Genomic DNA, 22,420 nt, shown 5'->3' on the forward strand with positions numbered 1-22,420 from the left:
CAATAAGTTCTTGTACTGATTTACAGATTTAATGAATCCTAAACATTCAAGAGTAAAAATTCTCTTTCCCAAGGGCTTATAACTTGCATAAACGTCTCGAATTCACTCCGTTTAAGTTCAGCATAAATATTAATAAAATCTGAACCAAATATTTCTTTTAAATAGGGCTCTTTTTCTAAAAGCGCAACTGCTTCTAGGAGCCCGCGTGGTAAATCTATGGCGCCTCGATTAGCAGAAGTATTTGTCGGAGCAGTCGGGGCAACTTTCTGCAATATACCAAGTAATCCACATGCTAGTGAAGCAGCAAGGGCTAAATAAGGATTTGTATCCGATGAAGGAAGCCGGTTTTCTATCCTTCTTGTTGTAGCATCAGAAAAGGGGATACGAAAAGCCGTTGTTCTATTATCATAACCCCAAGCGGTATTTACTGGACAAGCCATATCCGGTGTTAAACGGCGATAAGAATTAACATATGGAGCAAGCATGACTAAAGCATTGGGCATATATCGTTGCATACCTCCGATAAAATATTTAAACATATCTGTTTCGGAACCATCTTGATTTGAAAAGATATTGTACCCATTACTATCTAACACAGATTGATGTACATGCATGGCTGATCCAGGGTGATTTTGCATAGGTTTTGCCATAAAAGTGGCATAAATATTGTGTTTAAGTGCTGCTTCCCGGATTGTTCGTTTCAGTAAAAAAACTTGATCAGCAAGTATTAGTGGATTTCCATGGCGTAAATTTATTTCAAATTGAGCTGGGCCTTCTTCATGAATGAGAGTATCTATTTCAAGGCCTTGTTTTTCTGAAAAATCCCATATGTCATCAATCAGCTCATCAAATTCATTAATACCTGCAATTGAATAGCTTTGCCCTCCGAGTATGGAGCGTCCGGAACGGCCTTTAGGTGGATGCAAAGGATCATCAGGATCTTCATTTTTTGCAATAAGATAAAACTCAATTTCTGGAGCAATGATGGGATTAAGAGAATTTTTTTTATAAAGTTCTAGGACACGCTTTAAGACATTACGTGGTGTATAGAGAACTTCTTTATCGCTATAATCAATAACATCACATATTACTTGTGCTGTTGGATCTGTTTCCCAAGGGACAACGCTGAGGGTAGAAAGATCAGGAGCCAATTTCAGATCGCCATCTCCTTGTTCATGATGAAAGGATTTTATGGAGTCCATATATTCTCCAGAAATAGTATGACGATAGATTGCTGAGGGTAGAGCCAGTGATGTATTAGAGGTAAATTTTGATGACGGCATCATTTTTCCTCGTGGAACTCCAGCAAGATCCGGAGTAATACACTCTATGTCTTCAATGCCGCAATCATTCAACCACTTGGATGCTTCGTGCCAGCTTTTAACCCCACGTATAGATAGAGGATTTTTCATTTTAAAGTATCTTGAACTTATGATATATTTTAAGCGATATTTTTCTATAAATAATATTAATAACACATATTATTGAATTATTATGGTAACTATAAGACTATTCTTTATAGAAAGATATATTATAAAAATCTTGTTTAAATACAAGAGCTCTTCTTTTATATCTATACAAAATAGTTTTTGATAGTCTTTATAAAAGAAGAGCATGTTTTTATTGCAGATTAATGTCTGACATTTTTTTGACGACGACGGGATTTCCGGAAGCTCCGTTATAGGCTGTAACAGATAATGTGTTATCATTTATTCTTTCCAATACGAGATAATCACCTTGAGAAGCTTCACCAGCATTGTAAATGCGGACGCTGTTATATAAGGAGCTCGAGAAGGTTTCTTGTTGTTGATGTGCTGAACCGGAGAATATTGCTTTTATCTTGTATTTTTGGATGATATTTTGCATATTTTGTTTTTGTCCGGTTGTTGCTACATTGTTAGCGCTTCTTAAATCGGCGTCATACATGGTTAAGAAGATTTTTTTATTACGTTGAGTGGCCGTTTTTAAATCATTTTCGAGCCATGGAGAAATCATTCCATCCGCTATTATATAATAGATATATATATCATATAATTTGTTGTTTAAGGAAATATGAAAGTATTTTTCATAGAAAGGACTATTGTGCATTTGAATGAAATGGAGATCTTGGTAATCCCATGAATAATCCATAGTCCCAGAATATTTAAAAACAGTATTAGTGATATTTCTGTATAGATCTTGACTAAACAAGGGTAGTGTATTCTGATACTTGTTTATCAGATTATTAAAAAGATTTAGATGAGTGAGTGTATGCTTTAGCAATCTAAAATCATAGTAAAAGCTGTAATCGTTTTCACCCAGTCCAATCATAGATTTAAATGGTAATGCATTGTAAACAGTATCAAAATTCATAGGATCATCATCAAAATAGAACATACTGGTCATATTGCCATTAATAATTGCAAAAGCAATATTTTTAGTGTTAGCAAGGGTATTAAAACTATTTATCATCAAATTATTCCTCTTGGTCCATTCCGTTACAGAGGTTTGTGGATAATGTGTTACCCATAACTCGGGATTAGCCATGACAATAAACGTATCATTTTTCTTGGAGGCTCTGGTGATAATGCTTGTAATATTTAAGGGTACTGAGCGATCTTTAGAAAGATTAATCGCAGAAAAAGGGTTTACGAGCATATTATAGCTTGATATGAGCTTGGCAGAATATCCGCTAGAAGTTTGTTCTATTGTGATCTGGGCTTTGTTAGCGATATCTGTCGCTTCCGTGTCATTAAAACCGTTCATAAGTTTGATTTTGAAGTCGTTCTTGATGAATGTTTTTATGGTTTCTGTCGTATATTTATTATTTTGATTATTAGAAATCAGGGTATCAAGACCTTGTTCCAGTGCCTCATCGCTGGATAATTGAATAAGGTTTTTGTTGTACATAATGCGTGCAACATCAATACTTATACCAACAGCAGCAAAGATAAAGGGAATAAGAAACGCTGTTATGAGGGCAAAATTTCCGGAAGATGATTTTTTGATGATAGACTTAAATTGCAGGATTATTTTTGAGATCATGGGTTACTATCTTCATAGTGATTCTAGAGAAATAGAGATCTTACAGATGAAAAGCTGAGAATTTTTTTATAAATAACACTCAATTTATAGCTAAATGTACCTTTATGGTTCATTCGTTTATAAGAATATTGAAGATGCCATTCTTTTGTTTCAAGAGAAGCTGTCAAGGATTGCTCCGATATCACAGGAAAGAGGGCTTTTATTGCAGATTAATGTCTGACATTTTTTTGACGACGACAGGGTTTCCGGAAGCTCCGTTATAGGCTGTAACAGATAATGTGTTATCATTTATTCTTTCCAGGACGAGATAATCACCTTTATAGGCCAGACCAGCGTTATAAATGCGGGCATTGTTATATATATAGCTCGCGTAGCCTTCTTCTACTTTATTTGATGAACCGGCGAATATTGCTTTTATCTTGTATTGTTGGATGAGCTCTCGCATATATTGTTTTTGTTGGTAGCTTACGTTGTTGATAATATTGCTTGAATAGGCGTCATACATGGTTAAGAAGACTTTTTTGTTGTTTTGAGCGGCCGTTTTTAAATCATTCTTGAGCCATGAAGAAGGGCCGGTATCAGTTATTGAAGCATAAATAGATACTGAAAATTGAGGAAAAAAGGTTTCATCATCGAATTGTTCTTTAAAGAAAGGATGATTTTGCATTTGAATGAAATGGATATCGTTGGTATCCCATGAATAATTCAAACTCCCTTGAATAATATGTTCATTTGGACGATACCAGGGTGTAATATTTTTTTCTCGTATAACGTCTTTTCTAAAATTAAATAGGGTTGAATAATACGTATTTTCTAGTGTCCAACTTATATCATTGATTGCATCAAAAGCACATCCGTTTTTAGACGATGTTTGCAAAGTGTCAAAACTCATGCAATTTCCAATATTCTCTTGGTATTCTCTTGATCCTAATCCTATATAATAAGGAAAATTCAGTTGATTATAAACTTTATAGAAAGAATTTCTTATATTTCCTTTTCCAGAGTCAGTAATGTTACCGTTAATGACTGCAAAGAGGATATGTTTCTGTTGGGCAAGTGTATTTAAACTGTTCACGACTAATGTATTGCGTTTCTCCCATTGTTCTTGATTATTACTATTACTTGTTTCATTCTCGTGGAGTTTCCATGCCTGAGGATTCGCCAAAATAATAATAGTATCATTTTTTGTAAGTTTTCTGGTTATCGTGCTCTCAATTTTTAGATTTATTGTTGGCTCTCTTGAAATATAAATCAATGAAAAAATGTTTAATGGCATATCATAGCTCGATATAAGCTCAGCTCTATAGCTATTAGAAGTTTTTTCTATTGTTATTTGAGCTTTGTTGGCTATTGTTTCTGCATCTTTAGCATTAAAATTATTACTTATTAGTCTAGTTTTAAAATCGTTCTGAATGAATTGGTGTATGTTTTCTGAGTTGTAATTGTCGTTATGAATTAGAGCATTGAGGCCGGTTTCCAGTGACGCGTCACTAGAAGTATTAAGAACGACTTTATTATATGAAATGCGTGTAAAATCAATTGTTAAACCAGCTATAGCTATAAAGCATGGAAGTAAAAATGCAGTTATGATAGAAAAGTTACCACAGTATCCCAAATTTTTTATATTAATTTTAGAAAACTTCGTTTTTTGTAAGTACATTTTCATTCTAAGCTGTATTGGAATTGAAATGATTTCTTCGAAACGGAGCCATATATATTTAAAATATTACTTTTTTGATATTGCACCTATAGGAGTATAATTTTCTTTATTCTAAAATATATTGACCGCAGACTTTTGTAACAAATTTATTTATTAAATCTTACTCTATATTATTTCTTATGTTCTAGGAAAGAAATCAAGCAAAGTTTTTTCTATTTTCAATCATTATGGAGTTTATTTTTTATATTACAAAGATTTAGTCTGTTTTATCGATATTATCATGGATTATTATAGCGGTGACTTTAGAATAATTTTAAAAAGGATTCTTATCTCAATTTACAGTGGATTCCCTATATAAAAAATAATAAGTTTAAACATTAATAAATTAGCTGAGTTTGATTTTTTAGGAATTACTTTAATGAAAACAACAACAATAGAAACGCTAAATCAACTAAAAAAATGTAACACAAAATTTGCTATTATAACAGTTTATGATGCAAGCTTTGCAAGCCTTTTTTCAGAACAAGGCATTAATGTTATGTTAGTTGGTGATTCAGTCGGTATGACTGTTCAAGGAGAAAAAACAACTTTATCTGTCACTGTCGAACAAATGGTATACCATACACGTTGTGTACGTAAAGGTGCGCCTAATGCTTTTATTATCACAGATATGCCATTTATGACTTATGCTACACCGGAACAGGCTTGTATAAATGCTGCAAAATTCATTCAAGCTGGTGCTAATATGATTAAATTAGAAGGAGGGCATTGGTTGTGTGATACAATTGAAATGCTTCAGCAACGTTCAGTTCCTGTTTGTGGTCATATTGGTCTGACTCCACAAGCGGTGAATATATTGGGTGGTTATAAAGTTCAAGGGCGTAATGACAAAGATGCCAATCAGCTTATAGAAGATGCAATTCTGTTAGAAAAAGCTGGAATGCAATTGTTGGTGTTAGAATGCGTGCCAGCGGCATTAGCTGCAAAGATTACTAAAGAGCTTATTATTCCAGTTATTGGTATTGGTGCAGGCAATCAAACAGATGGACAAGTTATCGTGATGCACGATATTCTGGGTATTACTCGGAATGCACCTCAATTTACCAAGAACTTTCTTGCCGAAACTGGTGGTGATATTCGGGATGCTATTCGTCTCTACATAAAACAGGTCGAAGATAAAACTTATCCTGACGTATTGCATTCATTTGAATAAAAAAATAATAATGCAATGAAAAAAATAAGAGTATTGCAGTGATTATTGAGACAGTTCCTATTCTTCGTCATGAAATCCGTTGCTGGCGTCATGAAGGAAAACGTATTGCTTTTGTGCCTACAATGGGGAATCTTCATGAAGGCCATTTGACACTTATAAAAGAAGCACAAAAAATAAGTGATCGTCTTGTGGTTAGTATTTTTGTCAATCCTATGCAGTTTAATGATTTAAAGGACTTTGAAAAATATCCGCGGACTTTACAAGAAGATTGTGAAAAGCTGAAATATTTTGATGTTGATATTATTTTTTTTCCTTCTGCTGATACAATGTATCCTAAAGGTATGCAATATCAAACCTATGTAGAAGTTCCTGATCTTTCAGATATTCTTGACAGTGCCAGTCGACCAGGACATTTTAGAGGTGTAACCACTGTTGTAAGTAAACTTTTTAATTTAGTTCAGCCTGATGTTGCTTTTTTCGGAGAAAAAGATTTCCAACAACTTCATCTTATTCGGAGAATGGTGATAGATCTTGAATTTGATATTAAAATTATCTCAATACCAACTGTACGTGATAACAATGGCTTAGCATTAAGTTCACGAAATACACTTCTTTCTCAGGAAGAAAAAAAAATTGCTCCTAAACTTTATCAGGTGATGACAAGTATTAGTAGGGAATTCACCTCAGGTAACTTTAATATTGAATTTCTTTTGACCAAGGCGAGTGATCAATTACGTCATGCTGGATTTATGCCAGAGCCATTATTTATTCGGGATGCAATAACATTACAACCTTTAACAGACCAAAGTGAAAAAGCAGTGATTTTAATGGCTGCTTTTTTAGGAAAAACACGACTTATTGATAATTTACAAGTGAATATATCTAGATACAAAACAAACTATTGAATAGTATTGTCTTTCTTTCATAAGATTATAATCTTCTTAAAAAGATGAAATTAACTACGATAATAGGTATTGCATACAGTATAAAAATATGTGTGATACATTTTAAATTATTGAATGGAACAATACAGAAAATGTCCATGGTAATCTTTTTGAGTGCTTGATTTATGATGAAAAATAATTGATTACAACTTATTAAAATTTCTTTATTCAACTTATTATAATAGAGGGCTACAATAATGCGTCGCACTATGTTGCAAGGAAAGTTACATAGAGTAAAAGTTACACAAGCAAACCTTCACTATGAAGGCTCTTGTGCGATTGATCAAAAATTCATGGATGCCGCAGGTATATTGCAATATGAAGCTATTGATATTTATAATATTGAAAATGGCCAGAGATTTTCAACTTATGCGATTGCTGCTGCATGCGATTCAGGGATTATTTCTGTTAACGGTGCAGCTTCACGCTTGGTAGCTGTTGGCGATCGATTAATTATTTGTTCTTATGTTCAAATTGAAGCTAAAGATATCTACAATCATAATCCTAAAATTGTTTATTTTAATGAACATAATAATATGAGTGGTTTGGCAAATACAATTCCTCTTCAGGTTGTTTAATAAACATTTAAATATCTTTTTATTAAAGGAAGCAGTAGTTGCTTATCATTAAGTACAAAATAATGAAGATGCTTTGTGATAGATCATAAATCTTATTATTTTTATTTTCTTATGAATGAAGCAAATCATCGATCCACAGTTGATAAAAACCATACATCTAAAGAACTATAGAAGTCTTTTTAAATTTTTTGTATTTTGATATAATTTCTACTTTATTTAATAGGCCAATAAACTAAATAATTCGTTTTTTAGTAAGTATAATTTTAATTGATATTTATTATCATTTTTTTAAACTTAAGTGAGAATACTTCTAAAAAGATATCAAAAACTGTGAAAATGGTTTAAAAAATTGAGCATATTTTCCTATAATTATGATGATTTTTTGCGAAATTCCCCGTCTTCACTGGGTTATTTACCTCAATCAAAAAGGCATAAAAGTGTTGCTATTATAGGTGGAGGTATCTGTGGAATTGTGGCTGCTTATGAATTGTTGAGAAGTGGTATGCAGTCGGTCACGATATTTGAGGCTTGTAAGGAGCGTTTAGGAGGCCGATGTTATTCACAAAAATTTATCGAGAGCCATCCTTGCTATATTGCAGAATTAGGGGCCATGCGGTTTTCAAGAAATCAAGTTTGTTTATTTCATTATCTTGAAAAATTTAATATTTCTACAAATCAAATGTTTCCTAATCCTGGTGTTGTGGATACAGAAATTCATTATCAAGGAAATGCTTATTCTTGGAAGAAAGGTGAAGCTCCACCACTTATGTTTGAAAAACTTTATATTGGCTGGACTGCGTTTTTACGCCAAGGAGTAAAGATTGGAGGTGTATTCCTTGCAGGTCCGGAAGTTATGCGCAATTTATCTCAGCAAAGAAAACATGATGCTTTAGAAAAAGAGTGGAAAAAATATATTGATATATTTAGTTCAGTATCTTTTTACAATGCTTTAGTGATGATTTTTACAAATGATACTCCTCCAGGAGGGGAAAAATGGTCCATACCAGAAGACTTTGATCTTTTTGGATTGTTAGGTATTGGAACAGGAGGGATGTTTTCTGTTTATCAAGTCTCCTTTATTGAAATTTTGTGTATTATAGTAAGTGGTTTCGAAGTTGATCAACTTTTAATTAATGGGGGTATATCTTCATTAGTAGAATGTATTGCTGATCAATCTTTCAATGGTATTTGTTTAAGGGAGAGAGTATGTTATCAAAAAGTAGTTGCTATAGACAGAAGTTCAGAGAGTAATATTGTTCTAATTTTAGAAAATGGTATAAAAGAAAGTTATGATCGAGTGATCATAACTGTGACACCTCGTGCTATGCAAGTTGGTCTCAAAGGAGATAAGAGGAAGTTATTCAATTCGTCTGTCATAACAGCAATTAATCAATCGCATATGATTTCTTCTTCGAAAATTTTTATTTTGTGCCAAGAAAAATTTTGGAAAAAATATGGTCTGCCTCAGACTATTCAAAGTGATCAATTGGTAAAGGCTGTTTATTGTCTGGATTACCTTCCTGAAGATGATTCTTCATATGGAGTTGTTCTTTTGAATTATACATGGGAAGAGGATTCATATAAATTTCTTTCTGTGAAGGATAAGGTCAGGCGCTTTAAAACACTTGTCGATGATCTTGCAATTGTTGCGCCATATTTTTCTAAATATCTTCGTCCAGTAAATGATGATTATGAGCGTTATATTATCTGTTATGATTGGTTGATGGATGAGTATTCTTTGGGTGCTTTTAAACTTCAATATCCTGGTAGAGACCATTATACAGAAGAATTGTTTTTTCAATTTAAAACAGCGAATTTTCCAGAAAAAGATAAAGGTATCTATCTAGCTGGCTGCAGCTGTTCATTTCATGGAGGGTGGATTGAGGGGGCAATAATAACAGCCTTAAATAGTGTATGCTCCGTTATTAGAAGTTGTGGAGGTTCTCTTGTTTCTGGAAATCCTCTCGATAATTTGTACCTTTGATAGCACTATCAGTAGTTTCTTATTTAAGAGTCATTGATATCATGTATACGAATATAACAATTCAAAACCTGGTTGAATCTTTTTATTCAGGATCTATTAAGATAGATGATTATTATCATAATTTACACCTAAAATATAACAAATTTAAGTCTCTTAGAAGTTTCATTACGTTTAATGAGCCAATATATTCTCAATATTCTATTCAACCAAAGGGTGTTCGGTTGCCATTATTTGGTATTCCTGTATCCCTTAAAGATAATATTAATGTAGTGGGTATGCCTACTACTTCTGGAACACTAGGTTTAAGAGATTTTTATCCTGTTCGTTGTGCACCTGTTGTTAATTGCTTTCAGCAGCTTGGAGTATCTATTGTTGGTAAAAATAATATGCATGAGCTGTCTTTTGGTGTAAAATCAAATAATAAAACTTTTGGCAATGTTATCCATCCACATTACCCATCGTATAGTGCAGGAGGAAGTAGTAGTGGCTGTGCGGTTGCTGTAGCTGCTGGCATTGTTCCATGTGCTTTAGGAACGGATACAGGTGGATCCGTTCGTATTCCGGCATCATTTTGTGGGGTTGTTGGGTTTAAACCAACGAAGGGATGTTATCCTCATCAGTGTATTTTATCTATTTCTCATACCAAAGATACGGTTGGATTAATCACACGTACAGCACAGGATTGTCTTTATGTTCATTCTCATTATGTTAAAGAGACATCAGTTTTTTTAGAGAAAAAGAAACCAATCAGAATTGGTATTCCTGAGAAGTTTTTATGGTCAAAACTTGATGCTCATGTAAAAAAGTATAGCCTCGCTGCTATTGATCTTATACGACAAAATGAAATTGAATTAATAAAAATTGATGATTCGATCATTGAAGAACTAAATGAAAAAATTAAATTTTCTGTTCCAATTTATGAGTTTTTTATAAACTTTACATATTATCTGCAGGAGCAGAATATTATTGATAAATTTGATAGTATCATTAATCTTATCAGTGATCATCATGCTAAACAATTAATAAAAGATCAGATAGAAAAAGGACTATTTTCTTATCAGGATTATGTTGAAGGTCTTCTAGCTAGGCAAAGGTTAAAGAAGGAAGTAGCACAGATATTTTCCCAAAATAACCTTGATGCCATTGTATATCCAACTGTACCATGTCAGGTACCTTCTTTAAAAGAGGCCGATGAAGATATTAATTTTACCAATTGTATACGTAATACTGATCCAGCAAGCAATCTGGCTATGCCTAGTGTTACTATTCCTGTTGCTTCCAAGGGAGTATTGCCTGTTGGACTTTCTATAGATGGCTTGCCTGGTAAGGACTTATTTATATTAGAAATTGCTGTCAAATTAGAAAAATATTTGGCTTTTTGATACTTTTAGTAATTTTTTTAGAAAATGGACCAGAGGAGTTTCCTGATAAAAATTTATTTGAAACAGTTGATATAGGATTATCTTTTAAAAATTCTGAGAAAAGAGAGCAGGTTATCAGAGGGAGATATTAATTTTATAATATCCTCCCATCCTTTTGAGGATGGTTATAATCTTTGTATAGTATACTTTTGGGGGATATTTTAAAAATAAACAATTTTTTCTTGCATTATTTTGATTTTGTTTTTTTCTGTGAGAGTAATTGTAATGCATGCTCGAGATTAATGGACTGCACATCTTCTTCTGTAGGCAAGGTAATGTTAATTTTTCCCCAGTTTATATAAGGACCATAACGTCCATTGCGTAGGGTAATCATTCCTCCTTTAGGATGTTCTCCTAATTCTTGTTTCTTTGCAGATGAACGACTTTTCTTTTTTCCTTGTTTTAGTTTTTCTGTAATAATGACAGTAGCATCGTCAATGCTGATATTAAAAACCTCTTCTATTGACTGTAATTTGAAATAAGTATCGTCATACTTTAGATAAGGTCCGTATCTGCCGATACCAGTAGAGATTATCTTATCAGTTTCAGGATGTGTTCCTACACTTCGAGGAAGAGATAGGAGGGCGACAGCTTTTTCGTAGTCAACATCGTTAGCATTCCAGCTCTTTGGAAGAGAACAACGGCTCATTTTGTTTTTTTCTTCACCGCGTTGAACATAGAAGCCAAATCTTCCCGAACGGAGAGTTATCGTTTCATTTGTTAGTGGATCTGAACCAAGAATTTTGGGTTCAATAGTTGTTGATGGAGCTGTTAAGAGTTGGTTTTCATAAGAAAACAGGCGTGTATAATTGCATTTAGGATAATTGGTACATCCAATAAATGCTCCATATTTGCTTAATTTAAGCGAAAGTTGACCGGTATTACAAGCGAGACACTTACGAGAATCAATGACGTCATCTTTTTGAGGAAAGAGTAGAGGTGCAAGCAGATTATTCAAAGTATCAATAACATCAGAAACACATAACTTTTTAGTGTTATCAATTTTTATAATAAACTCTTGCCAAAATTCACGAAGAACATCTTTCCAATTTAAAGCTCCAGAAGAAATCATATCAAGTTTTTCTTCAAGTTCAGCTGTAAAATCGTATTCTACATATTGACGAAAGAAACTCTCTAGAAATGCCGTTACCAATCTTCCTTTATTTTGTGGTAATAATTGACGTTTATCAATAACGATATAATCACGATCACAAAGCGTTGTTAAGATTGCTGTATAAGTCGATGGACGCCCAATGCCAAGTTCTTCTAGATTTTTGATGAGCGAAGCTTCAGAATAACGTGGTGGCGGTTCTGTAAAATGTTGTGAAGCATTTATTTTCTTTTCCAATAAGACTTCATTTTGTTTCATATAAGGTAAGAGGGTATCTTCATCATCGTCTTTTTCAGTATCAGTATAATCTTTCCAGCTCGCAAGAAAACCATCGAAACACAGAGTAGATCCACTTTTACGTAGAATAGCTGTATCATCATGATTATTTTTAGCCTGGATAGTAATTGTGGTACGTTCAAATTCTGCTGAAGACATTTGACTGGCTATACTGCGTTTCCAAATCAATTCATAAAGTCGTAATTGATCTGATTCTAGGAATTTTGCTATTTTATTTGGAAAACGATTAAAGTCTGTGGGACGTATCGCTTCATGCGCTTCCTGTGCGTTTTTAGCTTTAGTTGAATATACTCTTGGTTTTTCAGGAACATACTGATCACCAAAGTGTGTTTTTATAGAGTGACGAGCAGCCTCAATTGCTTCTGCGGCTATTTGGACCCCATCAGTTCTCATATAGGTAATGAGTCCTACAGTTTCTCCATCAAGGTTTATTCCCTCATAAAGTTTTTGTGCTATTTTCATAGATTTTGAAGCAGAAAAGCCTAATCGAGATGAGGCTGATTGCTGCAGAGTAGATGTTGTAAAGGGAGGGCTGGGGTTGCGTTTTATAGGTTTCTTTTCTATTTTTTCTACTTTATAAGAAGCGCCTGTGAGAAGCGATGTTAAAACGTTAGCATCGTGTTGATTGCAGATAGAGTTTTTTTCAATACGCTTGCTATTAACACTTACTAATTGTGCTTCGAATAATTCACCTTTTTGTGTTTCCAATAATACAGATAAAAGCCAGTATTCTTTTGGGATAAAGCGCTCGATATCAAGTTCTCGATTGCAAATGAGTCGTAAGGCTACTGATTGTACGCGTCCTGCTGAACGAGCTCCAGGTAATTTCCGCCATAATACAGGTGAAAGATTAAAGCCAACAAGATAATCTAATGCACGTCGTGCCAGGTAGGCACTAACAAGTGCTAAATCAATATCACGTGGATGTTTTATGGCATCAAGAACCGCTTGTTTGGTAACCGCATTGAAAACAACTCTTTTAATAGATTTGTTATCTGTAATGTTTTTGTTCTGGAGAAGACTTAATACATGCCAAGATATAGCTTCTCCCTCTCGATCAGGGTCAGTTGCCAAGATTAAACTCTCAGAAGACTTCACCGCGTTGGCGATCATTTCCATATGTTTTTTAGAAGACTTATCTACCTCCCAGGTCATTTCAAAGTCTTTTTGGGGAATTACTGATCCATTTTTAGCGGGTAAGTCACGAACATGCCCGAAAGATGATAGAACTTTATAATCTGATCCCAAGTATTTGCTAATTGTTTTAGCTTTGGTAGGCGATTCCACTACTACAACATACATTTTTGTATCTCTTAATAGGATTATGAGTTAATATTGTATTCCATTTATAGAGTTATATCTCTAGTCAAGAAAAATAAAAACTTTTCCTCTAAAAAATGATGTTTTTTAAAGATTTTATATCTTTGTTGGTATAAATTTTAAAATTACATGTATTACTTTTTAAATATGGATTATTTTTTTATAAAAGAACAGTATATTAAAAATATTGTATATTTTCAATTTTTAAATTAAAATATTAAAACTTTTCTTATTGTTTTTTAAGCATATCACATGCGATTATTGCTTTTTATTGTTTCCTGGAACAGTGTAGTGATTTATAAAAACAGCTATTAAATATAATTCTCAGTCAAACCTAACGTTTTCCTTGTATTTTTTTTACAAAGCTTGATTCTTGATTGGCAGTACCCGAAGATAAGAAAATTTAACTTAAAATATTGCATCTACACAGTATTGTGGTTAATAAAAGACATTGACTATAATAAATAATATTATTTTTCTGATTTAGTGAGGAATTTATTGGAACGTCGTTTGTTCAACGCTTTTGCATTTTTTAAACTGTGATCAATATGATGTGCTCATAGAACTTATTAAAACCAAAGAAGGAAAGATAAGAAAAATCTTGCAACAAAATAACAAAGATTACTAAAATTAATTGTTAGCCTTTTTGTATTTTTAGAGAATTGATCTTGACGTAGAGAAAAGAAAATATTAGCAAAAGAACAATTATTGTCGTATATAGGTTTTTAAATCTATTCGAATTTTTATTTTAAGTGTTTTTTTTGTTGTTTGTGTGTAGTATTAAAAATTGATACGTGCTATGTTTTTTATTAGAGTTGTATTTGGTATGGGTATAAAATATAAGTTTTTATTTTGATGCTGGTAAAAGGTAATTAAGATGTTTATAAGGGGTTTATATGCCTACTGTTAATCAGCTTATACGTAAGCCTCGTAAGGTTTCTGTTAAGCGTAGTAAAGTTATCGCCCTTAAAGGTAATCCGCAGAAGAGGGGTGTGTGTCTTCGTGTGTATGCGGTAACTCCTAAGAAGCCAAATTCTGCTTTACGTAAGGTTGCTAAGGTGCGTCTTACAAGTGGTTTTGAGGTTATTGGTTATATTCCTGGAGAAGGTCATAATCTTCAGGAGCATTCCGTGGTTATGTTGTGTGGTGGTCGTGTAAAAGATCTTCCTGGTGTTAAGTATCATGTTGTTAGAGGTGTTCTTGATGCGCAAGGTGTAAAGGGTCGTAAGCAGGGGCGCTCCAAGTATGGGGCAAAGCGTCCTAAATAATTAACAATGTAGTGTATTTTTTAGATTGTTTGGCTTGTTTGTCATTCATGTCTTAAGCTATACAGAAATTAAGGTAGAGACTAAAAGTTATGTCCCGACGTCATAAGGTATTGGCACGTGAGATTATTCCTGATCCGAAGTTCTCAGATTTTGTGGTGGCTAAGTTTATGAATGCTATTATGTTGCATGGTAAAAAATCTGTGGCAGAAAAAATAGTTTATGATTCTTTCGAATTAATACAAAAGAAAGTAAAACAGGATCCTGTAGTCTTGTTTCATCAGGCTATTTATCATGTTGGTCCGTATATTGAGGTTCGTTCTCGTCGTATAGGTGGGGCAACTTATCAGGTTCCTGGCGAGGTGCGTCAAGAGCGTCGTCAAGCTCTTGCTATTCGTTGGTTAATAGAGGCATCTCGTAAGCGTAATGAGACTACTATGATTGCTCGGTTAAGTTCTGAGATTATTGATGCTGCTAATAATCGTGGTGTCGCTGTTAAAAAGCGTGAAGACGCTCATAAGGTGGCTGATGCTAATCGTGCATTTTCGCATTATCGCTGGTAATCTATCGATAAAGGCGTTTAGAGAATGACACGAGAGTATAAAATAGAAGATTACCGCAATTTTGGTATAATGGCGCATATAGATGCTGGAAAGACTACTACAACTGAAAGGATATTATATTATACTGGAAAGTCTCATAAGATTGGAGAGGTGCATGATGGTTCTGCTACGATGGATTGGATGGAGCAAGAGCAAGAGCGTGGTATTACTATAACCTCTGCTGCCACCACAACATTTTGGGCAGGGCGTGATGGTAGGGTAAGGCGGTTTAATATTATTGATACCCCTGGTCATGTCGATTTTACAATTGAAGTTGAGCGATCTCTTAGGGTTCTTGATGGTGCTATAGCTCTTTTAGATGCTAATGCTGGGGTCGAGCCTCAAACTGAAACTGTTTGGCGTCAAGCGGATAAATATAATGTTCCGCGTATGATTTTTTGTAATAAGATGGATAAAACTGGAGCGGATTTTTATCGTTCTGTTGAAATGATAAAGTCTCGTCTTGGTGCTCAGCCTATAGTTATGCAGTTGCCGATTGGTTCTGAAAGTGATTTTAAGGGTGTCGTTGATTTAATTGAGATGAAGGCTCTTGTTTGGAGAGATGAGTCTCTTGGTGCTGAGTGGGATGTGGTGGATATTCCAGAGGATATGATGGCTTCTGCTCAAGAGTACCGTGAAAAAATGATAGAATCTGTTGTAGATATAGATGAGTTGGCTATGGATGCTTATCTTGGTGGTTCTATGCCAGATAATGATCAGATACGCTCTTTGGTGCGGTCTGGAACTATAGGTGTAAAGTTTTTTCCTGTTTTTTGTGGTTCTTCTTTTAAGAACAAAGGCGTTCAGCCTCTTCTTGATGCGGTAGTTGATTATTTGCCTTCTCCTGTTGATATACCTCCAGTTAAGGGTGTAGACTCACGGACTGGCAAAGATGTTGAGCGGTTTGCTTCCGATGATCAGCCTTTGTCTATGTTGGCATTTAAAATAATGTCAGATCCTTTTGTTGGTTCTCTTACGTTTTGTAGAATTTATTCAGGGAAATTAGCTAAAGGTTCTTCTCTTTTGAATACAATAAAGGATAAGCGTGAGAGGGTTGGGCGTATGTTGCAAATGCACTCTAATTCTCGTGAAGATATTGGAGAGGCTTATTGTGGTGATATAGTTGCTTTGGCAGGTTTAAAAGAAGTTGTTACAGGTGATACTTTATGTGATCCTTTAAATCCTGTAGTGTTGGAGCGTATGGAGTTTCCTGATCCTGTTATTCAGATTGCTATTGAGCCGAAATCGAAGGCAGATCAAGAAAGAATGTCGCTAGCTTTAAATCGCCTTGCATCTGAGGATCCTTCTTTTAGGGTAAGGACAGACGAAGAGTCTGGTCAGACTATTATTGCTGGTATGGGTGAGTTGCATCTTGATATTATTGTTGATCGAATGCGGCGTGAGTTTAAGGTGGAAGCTAATGTAGGTGTTCCTCAAGTGGCGTATCGTGAGACTGTTACTAAGGTATATGAGCATGAGTATACCCATAAAAAGCAATCTGGAGGTGCAGGTCAGTTTGCGAGAGTGAAGATACTGTTTCAGCCTAATCCTGATGGAGAGGAATTTGTTTTCGAGAGTAAGATTGTTGGAGGTTCTGTACCAAAGGAATATGTACCTGGGGTTCAAAAGGGGCTTGAAAGTGTACTATCTTCGGGGCCTTTGGCTGGCTTTCCTATGCTTGGGGTTAAGGCTACATTAATTGATGGTGCTTATCATGATGTGGATTCGTCTGTTCTTGCTTTTGAAATAGCTTCTCGTGCTTGTTTTAGGGAAGCTGCAAGTAAAATGGGTGTAGAGCTCTTGGAGCCTATTATGAAAGTTGAGGTTGTAACTCCAGAGGAGTATGTTGGTGATGTGATCGGTGATTTAAATTCACGTAGAGGTCAAATTCAAGGCCAAGAGAGTCGTTCTATAGCTATTGTTATAGATGCTCATGTTCCTCTTGCTAATATGTTTAAGTATGTTGATAATTTGCGTTCTATGTCTCAGGGACGGGCTCAGTACACTATGACTTTTGATCATTATGCTCAGGTTCCTGCAAATGTGTCGCAAGAGATACAGTCTAAATATTCTACTAAGTAAATAGCGTAATGATTTTTTTCTATATTTGGGATAATTAAGTAAATATTATATTGGAGAGCTCAGGGTGGCAAAGGAAGAGTTTATACGAGATCAGGATAATGTTGGTCTTTGTTCGATAGGTCATGTTGATCATGGGAAGACGACATTAACGGCGGCGATTACGAAGTATTATGGCGAATACAAGTCTTATGATCAGATTGATAGCGCACCTGAAGAGAAGGCTCGAGGTATAACGATTTCGACGACACATGTTGAGTATCGTACGAGTAAGCGTCACTATTTTCATGTTGATTGCCCTGGTCATGCGGATTATGTTAAGAATATGATTACTGGTGCTGCTCAAGTAGACGGTGCGATACTTGTTTGTTCTGCTGCGGATGGTCCTATGCCTCAGACGAAGGAGCATATACTTCTTGCTCGTCAGGTAGGTGTTCCTGCGATGGTTGTTTATTTAAACAAGGTTGATCAGGTTGATGATCCTGAGTTGATTGATCTTGTTGAGCTTGAGATACGGGAATTGTTGTCTTATTACAAATTTCCTGGGGATGATATTCCTATTATTAGGGGTTCTGCGCTTGCAGCTCTTGAGGATCGGGATAAGTCGATAGGAGAGGATTCGATTCGTTCGTTATTGGCTGCTGTTGATGATTATATTCCGACACCGAAGCGATTGATAGATAAGCCGTTTATGATGCCTGTTGAGGATGTTTTTTCGATTTCTGGACGTGGTACAGTTGCTACTGGTCGTATTAATCGTGGTGTTGTGAAGGTTGGCGATGAATTAGAGATTGTTGGTATAAGGGGTACGGTTAAGACGATATGTACAGGAGTTGAGATGTTCCGGAAGATTTTATCTGAGGGACAAGCTGGAGATAATGTTGGTCTTTTGTTGCGAGGAGTTGACCGTTCTTTGATTGAGCGTGGTCAGGTTTTATGTAAGTCGAATACTGTTAATCCGTATAAGAAGTTTAGAGCTGAGGTTTATATTTTGACGAAAGAGGAAGGTGGTCGTCATACATCATTTTTTTCGAATTATCGTCCGCAATTTTATTTGGGTACAGCGGATATTACTGGTGTAGTAACGCTTCCTGACGGTGTAGAGATGGTTATGCCGGGGGATAATTTAGCTCTTGATGTTGAGTTAATTGTTCCTATTGCTATGGAGCTTCAGCAGCGTTTTGCTATTCGTGAGGGTGGAAAGACTGTTGGTGCTGGTGTTATATCAGAAATACTTGAATAGGTTCTTTTATCGTATTCTTTGAAAAAGTCATTTGTGATTAAATATTCCTAAGTTTTAGTTAATTATAGTTTTTCAGGGAGTATTTTTTAGTGGCTTGGATTTGTAACTTTTTATTTTCTTGAGTAGTTTTTGTTAGATTTAATAAAAGTTTGTGGGTAAGGAATAATTTAGATGAATAACCAGAATATTCGTATATGTCTTAGGGGTTTTGATTCCCATATTCTTGATGCTTCTGTGCGGGAGATTGTGTTAACTGCCAAGCAAACTGGTGCAATCATTATAGGTCCTATTCCTCTTCCGAGTCGTGTAAAGAAATTTACTGTTAATAGGTCTCCTCATATAGATAAAAAGAGTCGAGATCAGTTGGAGATACGTACTTATAAGCGCTTTCTTGATATAGTGAAGCCAAATTCACAGACTGTTGATGCTTTGATGAGGCTTGATCTTGCTGCTGGTGTTGATGTAGCAATCAAGCTTTAATTTTTTTAATTATTTTTGGATTGGGGGCAGGTTGATGCGTTCAGGTGTTATTGCGCAAAAGTTGGGTATGACTTGTGTGTATAATGTTAAAGGTGAGCACATACCTGTTACTGTTTTACATATAGATAATTGTAGGGTAATAGCTCATCGTACTTTCCAAAAAAATGGGTATTTTGCTGTTCAGCTTGGTGCTGGGTTTGCTAAAGTAAAGAATACATCAAAATCTATGCGGGGTGTTTTTTTAAATGCCAATGTAGAGCCTAAAGCAAAAGTTGTAGAATTTCGTGTTTCTCAGGATCAGTTGTTGAAAATTGGTTATCTATTGTCTCCTTCTCATTTTGCTCTAGGGCAGTTGGTTGATGTTTCGGGTTTTACTATAGGTAAGGGTTTTGCCGGTGTTATGAAGCGGCATAATTTTGGTGGTTTACGTGCTACACATGGTGTATCTTTATCACATAGGTCGCCAGGATCAACAGGTTGTAGACAAGATCCAGGGCGTGTTTTTAAAAATAAAGATATGGCTGGCCATATGGGGCAATCTCGTGTAACAATTAAAAATTTAGAAGTTGTTTCTATGGATGAAAATCGAGGTCTAATTCTTGTTAAAGGTGCTGTTCCTGGATATAAAAGTTCTTGGGTTTTGATTCGAGATGCATTCAAGGCTGTAAAAAAAGAGAAATAAGGGCTCTATGATGGAATTAAATGTTAAATCTCTTGATGGTAGAAATGTTGGGGAGATTTCTGTTTCTGAATCTATTTTTGGCTTAAGCCCTAAAGAGGATTTAATAGCTGCTGTTATTCGTTGGCAGTTGGCTCGTAGAAGAAGTGGTACGCATAAATCAAAGAGTCGTTCTGAAATTTCTTATACAGGTTCTAAGATGTATGCTCAAAAGAGAACAGGTCGTGCTAGGCATAGTTCTTCTCGGGCTCCACAGTTTCGTGGTGGTGGAAAAGCATTCGGTCCTGTAGTTATTGATCATGAGTATACTATTCCTAGGAAGGTTCGTTCTCTTGCTTTGTGTCATGCAATATCTTCAAAAATACAATCTGAAGATGTTTTAATAATTGATAATTTGGTGTCACAGGAAGCTAAAACTAAATATATAGCCAGTTTTTTTAAAGGTCTTGAGCTTTATAATGCTCTTATTGTTGATGGGTTTCAGCTTAATGAAAACTTTAAGCTTGCTAGTCAAAATATTCCCAATATAGATCTTCTTCCTGCACAAGGGATAAATGTTTATGATATTTTGCGTCGTAGAAAGTTGGTTCTTTCTATTTCTGCTGTAAAGGCTTTGGAGGGTCGCTTAAAATGATTGCTCTTAGAGATTATGATGTAATTTTTTCTCCTGTAGTAACAGAAAAATCTACTGCAATGTCTGAAAATAATCAGATAGTTTTTAATGTAAGGAAAGATTCTTCTAAATCTGAAATTAAGATAGCTGTTGAAGCTTTGTTTGGTGTGAAGGTTCTATCTGTTAATACCTTAAGGCGTAAAGGTAAATTAAGGCGTGTTCGTAGTTTTGCTATAATGCAAAAACCGATGAGATCAGGTCGTAATTTATATGTTTTGTGTAAAGATGTTAAAAGAGCAGTAGTGACTTTAGCTAAAGGGCATTCTATTGATATATCAGCTAGTTTTTAATTTTATCTAGTTTGATAAAGGGATTGAGTATTATGGTGTTAAAGAAGTTTAATCCAGTTACATCTAGTCAGCGTCAGCTTGTTGTCGTTGATAGGTCTTCGTTGTATAAAGGTAAGCCTATAAAGGCTTTGACGGCAGGTTTGAATTCCAAGGGTGGACGAAATAATCTTGGTCGGATAACAACTCGTTTTCGGGGTGGAGGAAGTAAACGTTCTTATCGTTTTGTAGATTTTAAGCGTCGTAAGTTTGATGTTGAAGCTGTTGTGGAGCGTATAGAATATGATCCTAATAGAACAGCATTTATTGCTTTAATATCTTATTCCGATGGGCAAAAGTCATATATAATTGCGCCTCAACGCTTATCTAAAGGAGATATAGTTATTTCTTCTGCGAATGCAGTTGATGTGAAGCCTGGTAATGCTATGCCATTACAATTTATTCCTGTTGGTTCTATAATACATAACGTTGAAATAAAACTTGGAAAAGGAGGGCAGTTAGCTCGCTCTGCTGGTAGTTATGCTCAAATTATTGGTCGTGATCAGGGTATGGTTCTTTTGCGTCTTAATTCTGGGGAGCAGCGTTTGGTCTATTCTTCTTGTTTGGCTTCAATAGGTGCAGTATCAAATGCCGATCATATTAATATAAATGATTCTAAGGCTGGTCGTTCTCGTTGGCGTGGTAGACGTCCTAGTGTTAGAGGGGTGGCAATGAATCCTATTGATCATCCTCTTGGAGGTGGAGAAGGTAAGACTTCTGGTGGGCGTAATCCATGTAGTCCTTGGGGAAAGCCTACAAAGGGTAAGCGGACTCGTTCAAGTAAATCTACTGATAAGTTTATCGTTCGTTCGCGTCATAAAAATAAGAAATAAAGGAGTTTGTTTTTGATGGTTCGTGCGGTATGGAAAGGTCCAGTTGTTCATGGCTATTTGTTAAAAAAGGTAGAAAAAGCTCGGCAATCAGGTCGGAATGAAGTAATAAAGATATGGTGTCGTGAGTGTTCTATTATACCACAGTTTGTTGGTTTGACATTTGGTGTGTATAATGGAAATAAGCATATACCTGTTTCTGTTACTGAAGAAATGGTTGGGTGTAAGTTTGGTGAATTTTCTCCAACCCGTTTCTGTCCAGGGCATGGGGCTGATAAAAAAAGTAAGAGGAAGTAATTAATGGGCAAATTAAAAGCTGAGCGTCAGCTAAAAGATAATGAAGCTAATGCTATTTCACGTATGCTTCGTGTTAGCCCTCAGAAGTTAAATCTTGTTGCCGTTATGATTCGTGGAAAGAGGGTTGCTCATGCTCTTGCAGACTTAGAGTTTTCTCGTAAGCGTATTGCGGTTTCAGTTAAGCAAACTCTTCGATCTGCTGTTGCTAATGCAGAAAATAATCATGCTCTTGATGTTGATCGGCTTATAGTATCAGAAGTTTATGTAGGTAAGTCTATTGTTATGAAGCGTTTTCATTGTCGTGGTCGGCATCGAAGTTCCCGTATAAATAAACCTTTTTCTCATTTGACTGTTGTAGTTCAGGAAGTCAAAAATAAAGAAAGGGCTGTATAAA

General features: G+C 35.2%; 20 protein-coding genes. 16 read left to right on the forward strand and 4 right to left on the reverse strand.

Going from position 1 to position 22,420, the window contains the following annotated elements; translation table 11 throughout:
* Positions 1-38 precede the first annotated feature (38 nt).
* From B488_RS01930 to B488_RS01940, 3 genes are all read right to left on the reverse strand, one after another.
* Positions 39-1,412: a glutamine synthetase family protein gene (locus B488_RS01930; protein ID WP_015272813.1), complete on the reverse strand. Its 1,374-nt coding sequence runs from the start codon at positions 1,410-1,412 to the stop codon at positions 39-41.
* A gap of 208 nt (positions 1,413-1,620) precedes the next feature.
* Positions 1,621-3,024, reverse strand: coding sequence for a hypothetical protein (locus B488_RS01935; protein ID WP_015272814.1), 1,404 nt, complete (start codon positions 3,022-3,024; stop codon positions 1,621-1,623).
* A gap of 199 nt (positions 3,025-3,223) precedes the next feature.
* Complete coding sequence (locus tag B488_RS01940) at positions 3,224-4,684, reverse strand: metallophosphoesterase family protein (protein ID WP_144049182.1); 1,461 nt, start codon at positions 4,682-4,684, stop codon at positions 3,224-3,226.
* A 418-nt stretch (positions 4,685-5,102) separates the two neighbouring features.
* On the opposite strand from B488_RS01940, the gene panB reads away from it, so the two are divergent.
* The 5 genes from panB to B488_RS01965 all read left to right on the forward strand — a co-directional run bounded on the left by panB (position 5,103) and on the right by B488_RS01965 (position 10,785).
* Positions 5,103-5,897, forward strand: coding sequence for a 3-methyl-2-oxobutanoate hydroxymethyltransferase (gene panB, locus B488_RS01945; protein ID WP_015272817.1), 795 nt, complete (start codon positions 5,103-5,105; stop codon positions 5,895-5,897).
* A gap of 38 nt (positions 5,898-5,935) precedes the next feature.
* The gene (gene panC / locus B488_RS01950; protein WP_015272818.1) at positions 5,936-6,802 is read left to right on the forward strand and encodes a pantoate--beta-alanine ligase; all 867 of its coding nucleotides are present in this window, start codon (positions 5,936-5,938) and stop codon (positions 6,800-6,802) included.
* 236 nt (positions 6,803-7,038) lie between these two features.
* Positions 7,039-7,419 (forward strand): aspartate 1-decarboxylase, encoded by a 381-nt coding sequence (gene panD, locus B488_RS01955; protein WP_015272819.1) that lies wholly within the window; start codon positions 7,039-7,041, stop codon positions 7,417-7,419.
* A 349-nt stretch (positions 7,420-7,768) separates the two neighbouring features.
* Positions 7,769-9,403: an NAD(P)/FAD-dependent oxidoreductase gene (locus B488_RS01960; protein ID WP_015272820.1), complete on the forward strand. Its 1,635-nt coding sequence runs from the start codon at positions 7,769-7,771 to the stop codon at positions 9,401-9,403.
* A gap of 41 nt (positions 9,404-9,444) precedes the next feature.
* A complete protein-coding gene (locus B488_RS01965) occupies positions 9,445-10,785 on the forward strand; it encodes an amidase family protein (protein WP_015272821.1) in 1,341 nt (446 codons plus the stop codon).
* Between the two features lie 226 nt (positions 10,786-11,011).
* On the opposite strand, the gene topA is transcribed toward B488_RS01965, so the two are convergent.
* On the reverse strand, positions 11,012-13,534 hold the full coding sequence (topA, locus tag B488_RS01970) for a type I DNA topoisomerase (RefSeq protein ID WP_015272823.1): 2,523 nt from the start codon (positions 13,532-13,534) through the stop codon (positions 11,012-11,014).
* A 914-nt stretch (positions 13,535-14,448) separates the two neighbouring features.
* Between topA and rpsL the strand changes: the two genes are divergently transcribed.
* The 11 genes from rpsL to rplV all read left to right on the forward strand — a co-directional run bounded on the left by rpsL (position 14,449) and on the right by rplV (position 22,419).
* Positions 14,449-14,820, forward strand: a complete 372-nt coding sequence (rpsL, locus tag B488_RS01975; protein ID WP_015272824.1) for a 30S ribosomal protein S12 — start codon at positions 14,449-14,451, stop codon at positions 14,818-14,820.
* An 89-nt stretch (positions 14,821-14,909) separates the two neighbouring features.
* The gene (rpsG, locus tag B488_RS01980; protein ID WP_015272825.1) at positions 14,910-15,380 is read left to right on the forward strand and encodes a 30S ribosomal protein S7; all 471 of its coding nucleotides are present in this window, start codon (positions 14,910-14,912) and stop codon (positions 15,378-15,380) included.
* A 24-nt stretch (positions 15,381-15,404) separates the two neighbouring features.
* Positions 15,405-17,501 carry an elongation factor G gene (gene fusA, locus B488_RS01985; protein ID WP_015272826.1) on the forward strand — a complete coding sequence of 699 codons (2,097 nt, stop codon included), beginning with the start codon at positions 15,405-15,407 and terminating at the stop codon, positions 17,499-17,501.
* Positions 17,502-17,565: 64 nt separating this feature from the next.
* A complete protein-coding gene (gene tuf / locus B488_RS01990) occupies positions 17,566-18,741 on the forward strand; it encodes an elongation factor Tu (RefSeq protein ID WP_015272827.1) in 1,176 nt (391 codons plus the stop codon).
* Positions 18,742-18,912: 171 nt separating this feature from the next.
* The gene (gene rpsJ / locus B488_RS01995) at positions 18,913-19,221 is read left to right on the forward strand and encodes a 30S ribosomal protein S10 (protein WP_015272828.1); all 309 of its coding nucleotides are present in this window, start codon (positions 18,913-18,915) and stop codon (positions 19,219-19,221) included.
* Between the two features lie 34 nt (positions 19,222-19,255).
* Positions 19,256-19,903: a 50S ribosomal protein L3 gene (rplC, locus tag B488_RS02000; protein ID WP_015272829.1), complete on the forward strand. Its 648-nt coding sequence runs from the start codon at positions 19,256-19,258 to the stop codon at positions 19,901-19,903.
* Positions 19,904-19,913: 10 nt separating this feature from the next.
* On the forward strand, positions 19,914-20,534 hold the full coding sequence (gene rplD, locus B488_RS02005) for a 50S ribosomal protein L4 (protein WP_015272830.1): 621 nt from the start codon (positions 19,914-19,916) through the stop codon (positions 20,532-20,534).
* Positions 20,531-20,863 carry a 50S ribosomal protein L23 gene (gene rplW / locus B488_RS02010; RefSeq protein WP_015272831.1) on the forward strand — a complete coding sequence of 111 codons (333 nt, stop codon included), beginning with the start codon at positions 20,531-20,533 and terminating at the stop codon, positions 20,861-20,863. Before rplD ends, rplW begins: the two co-directional genes overlap by 4 nt.
* Before the next feature lie 32 nt (positions 20,864-20,895).
* Positions 20,896-21,732, forward strand: coding sequence for a 50S ribosomal protein L2 (gene rplB / locus B488_RS02015; RefSeq protein WP_015272832.1), 837 nt, complete (start codon positions 20,896-20,898; stop codon positions 21,730-21,732).
* A 15-nt stretch (positions 21,733-21,747) separates the two neighbouring features.
* Positions 21,748-22,026: a 30S ribosomal protein S19 gene (gene rpsS, locus B488_RS02020; protein ID WP_015272833.1), complete on the forward strand. Its 279-nt coding sequence runs from the start codon at positions 21,748-21,750 to the stop codon at positions 22,024-22,026.
* 3 nt (positions 22,027-22,029) lie between these two features.
* A complete protein-coding gene (gene rplV, locus B488_RS02025; RefSeq protein WP_015272834.1) occupies positions 22,030-22,419 on the forward strand; it encodes a 50S ribosomal protein L22 in 390 nt (129 codons plus the stop codon).
* Position 22,420 lies beyond the last annotated feature (1 nt).

The organism is Liberibacter crescens BT-1 (assembly GCF_000325745.1).
Lineage (GTDB): Bacteria > Pseudomonadota > Alphaproteobacteria > Rhizobiales > Rhizobiaceae > Liberibacter > Liberibacter crescens.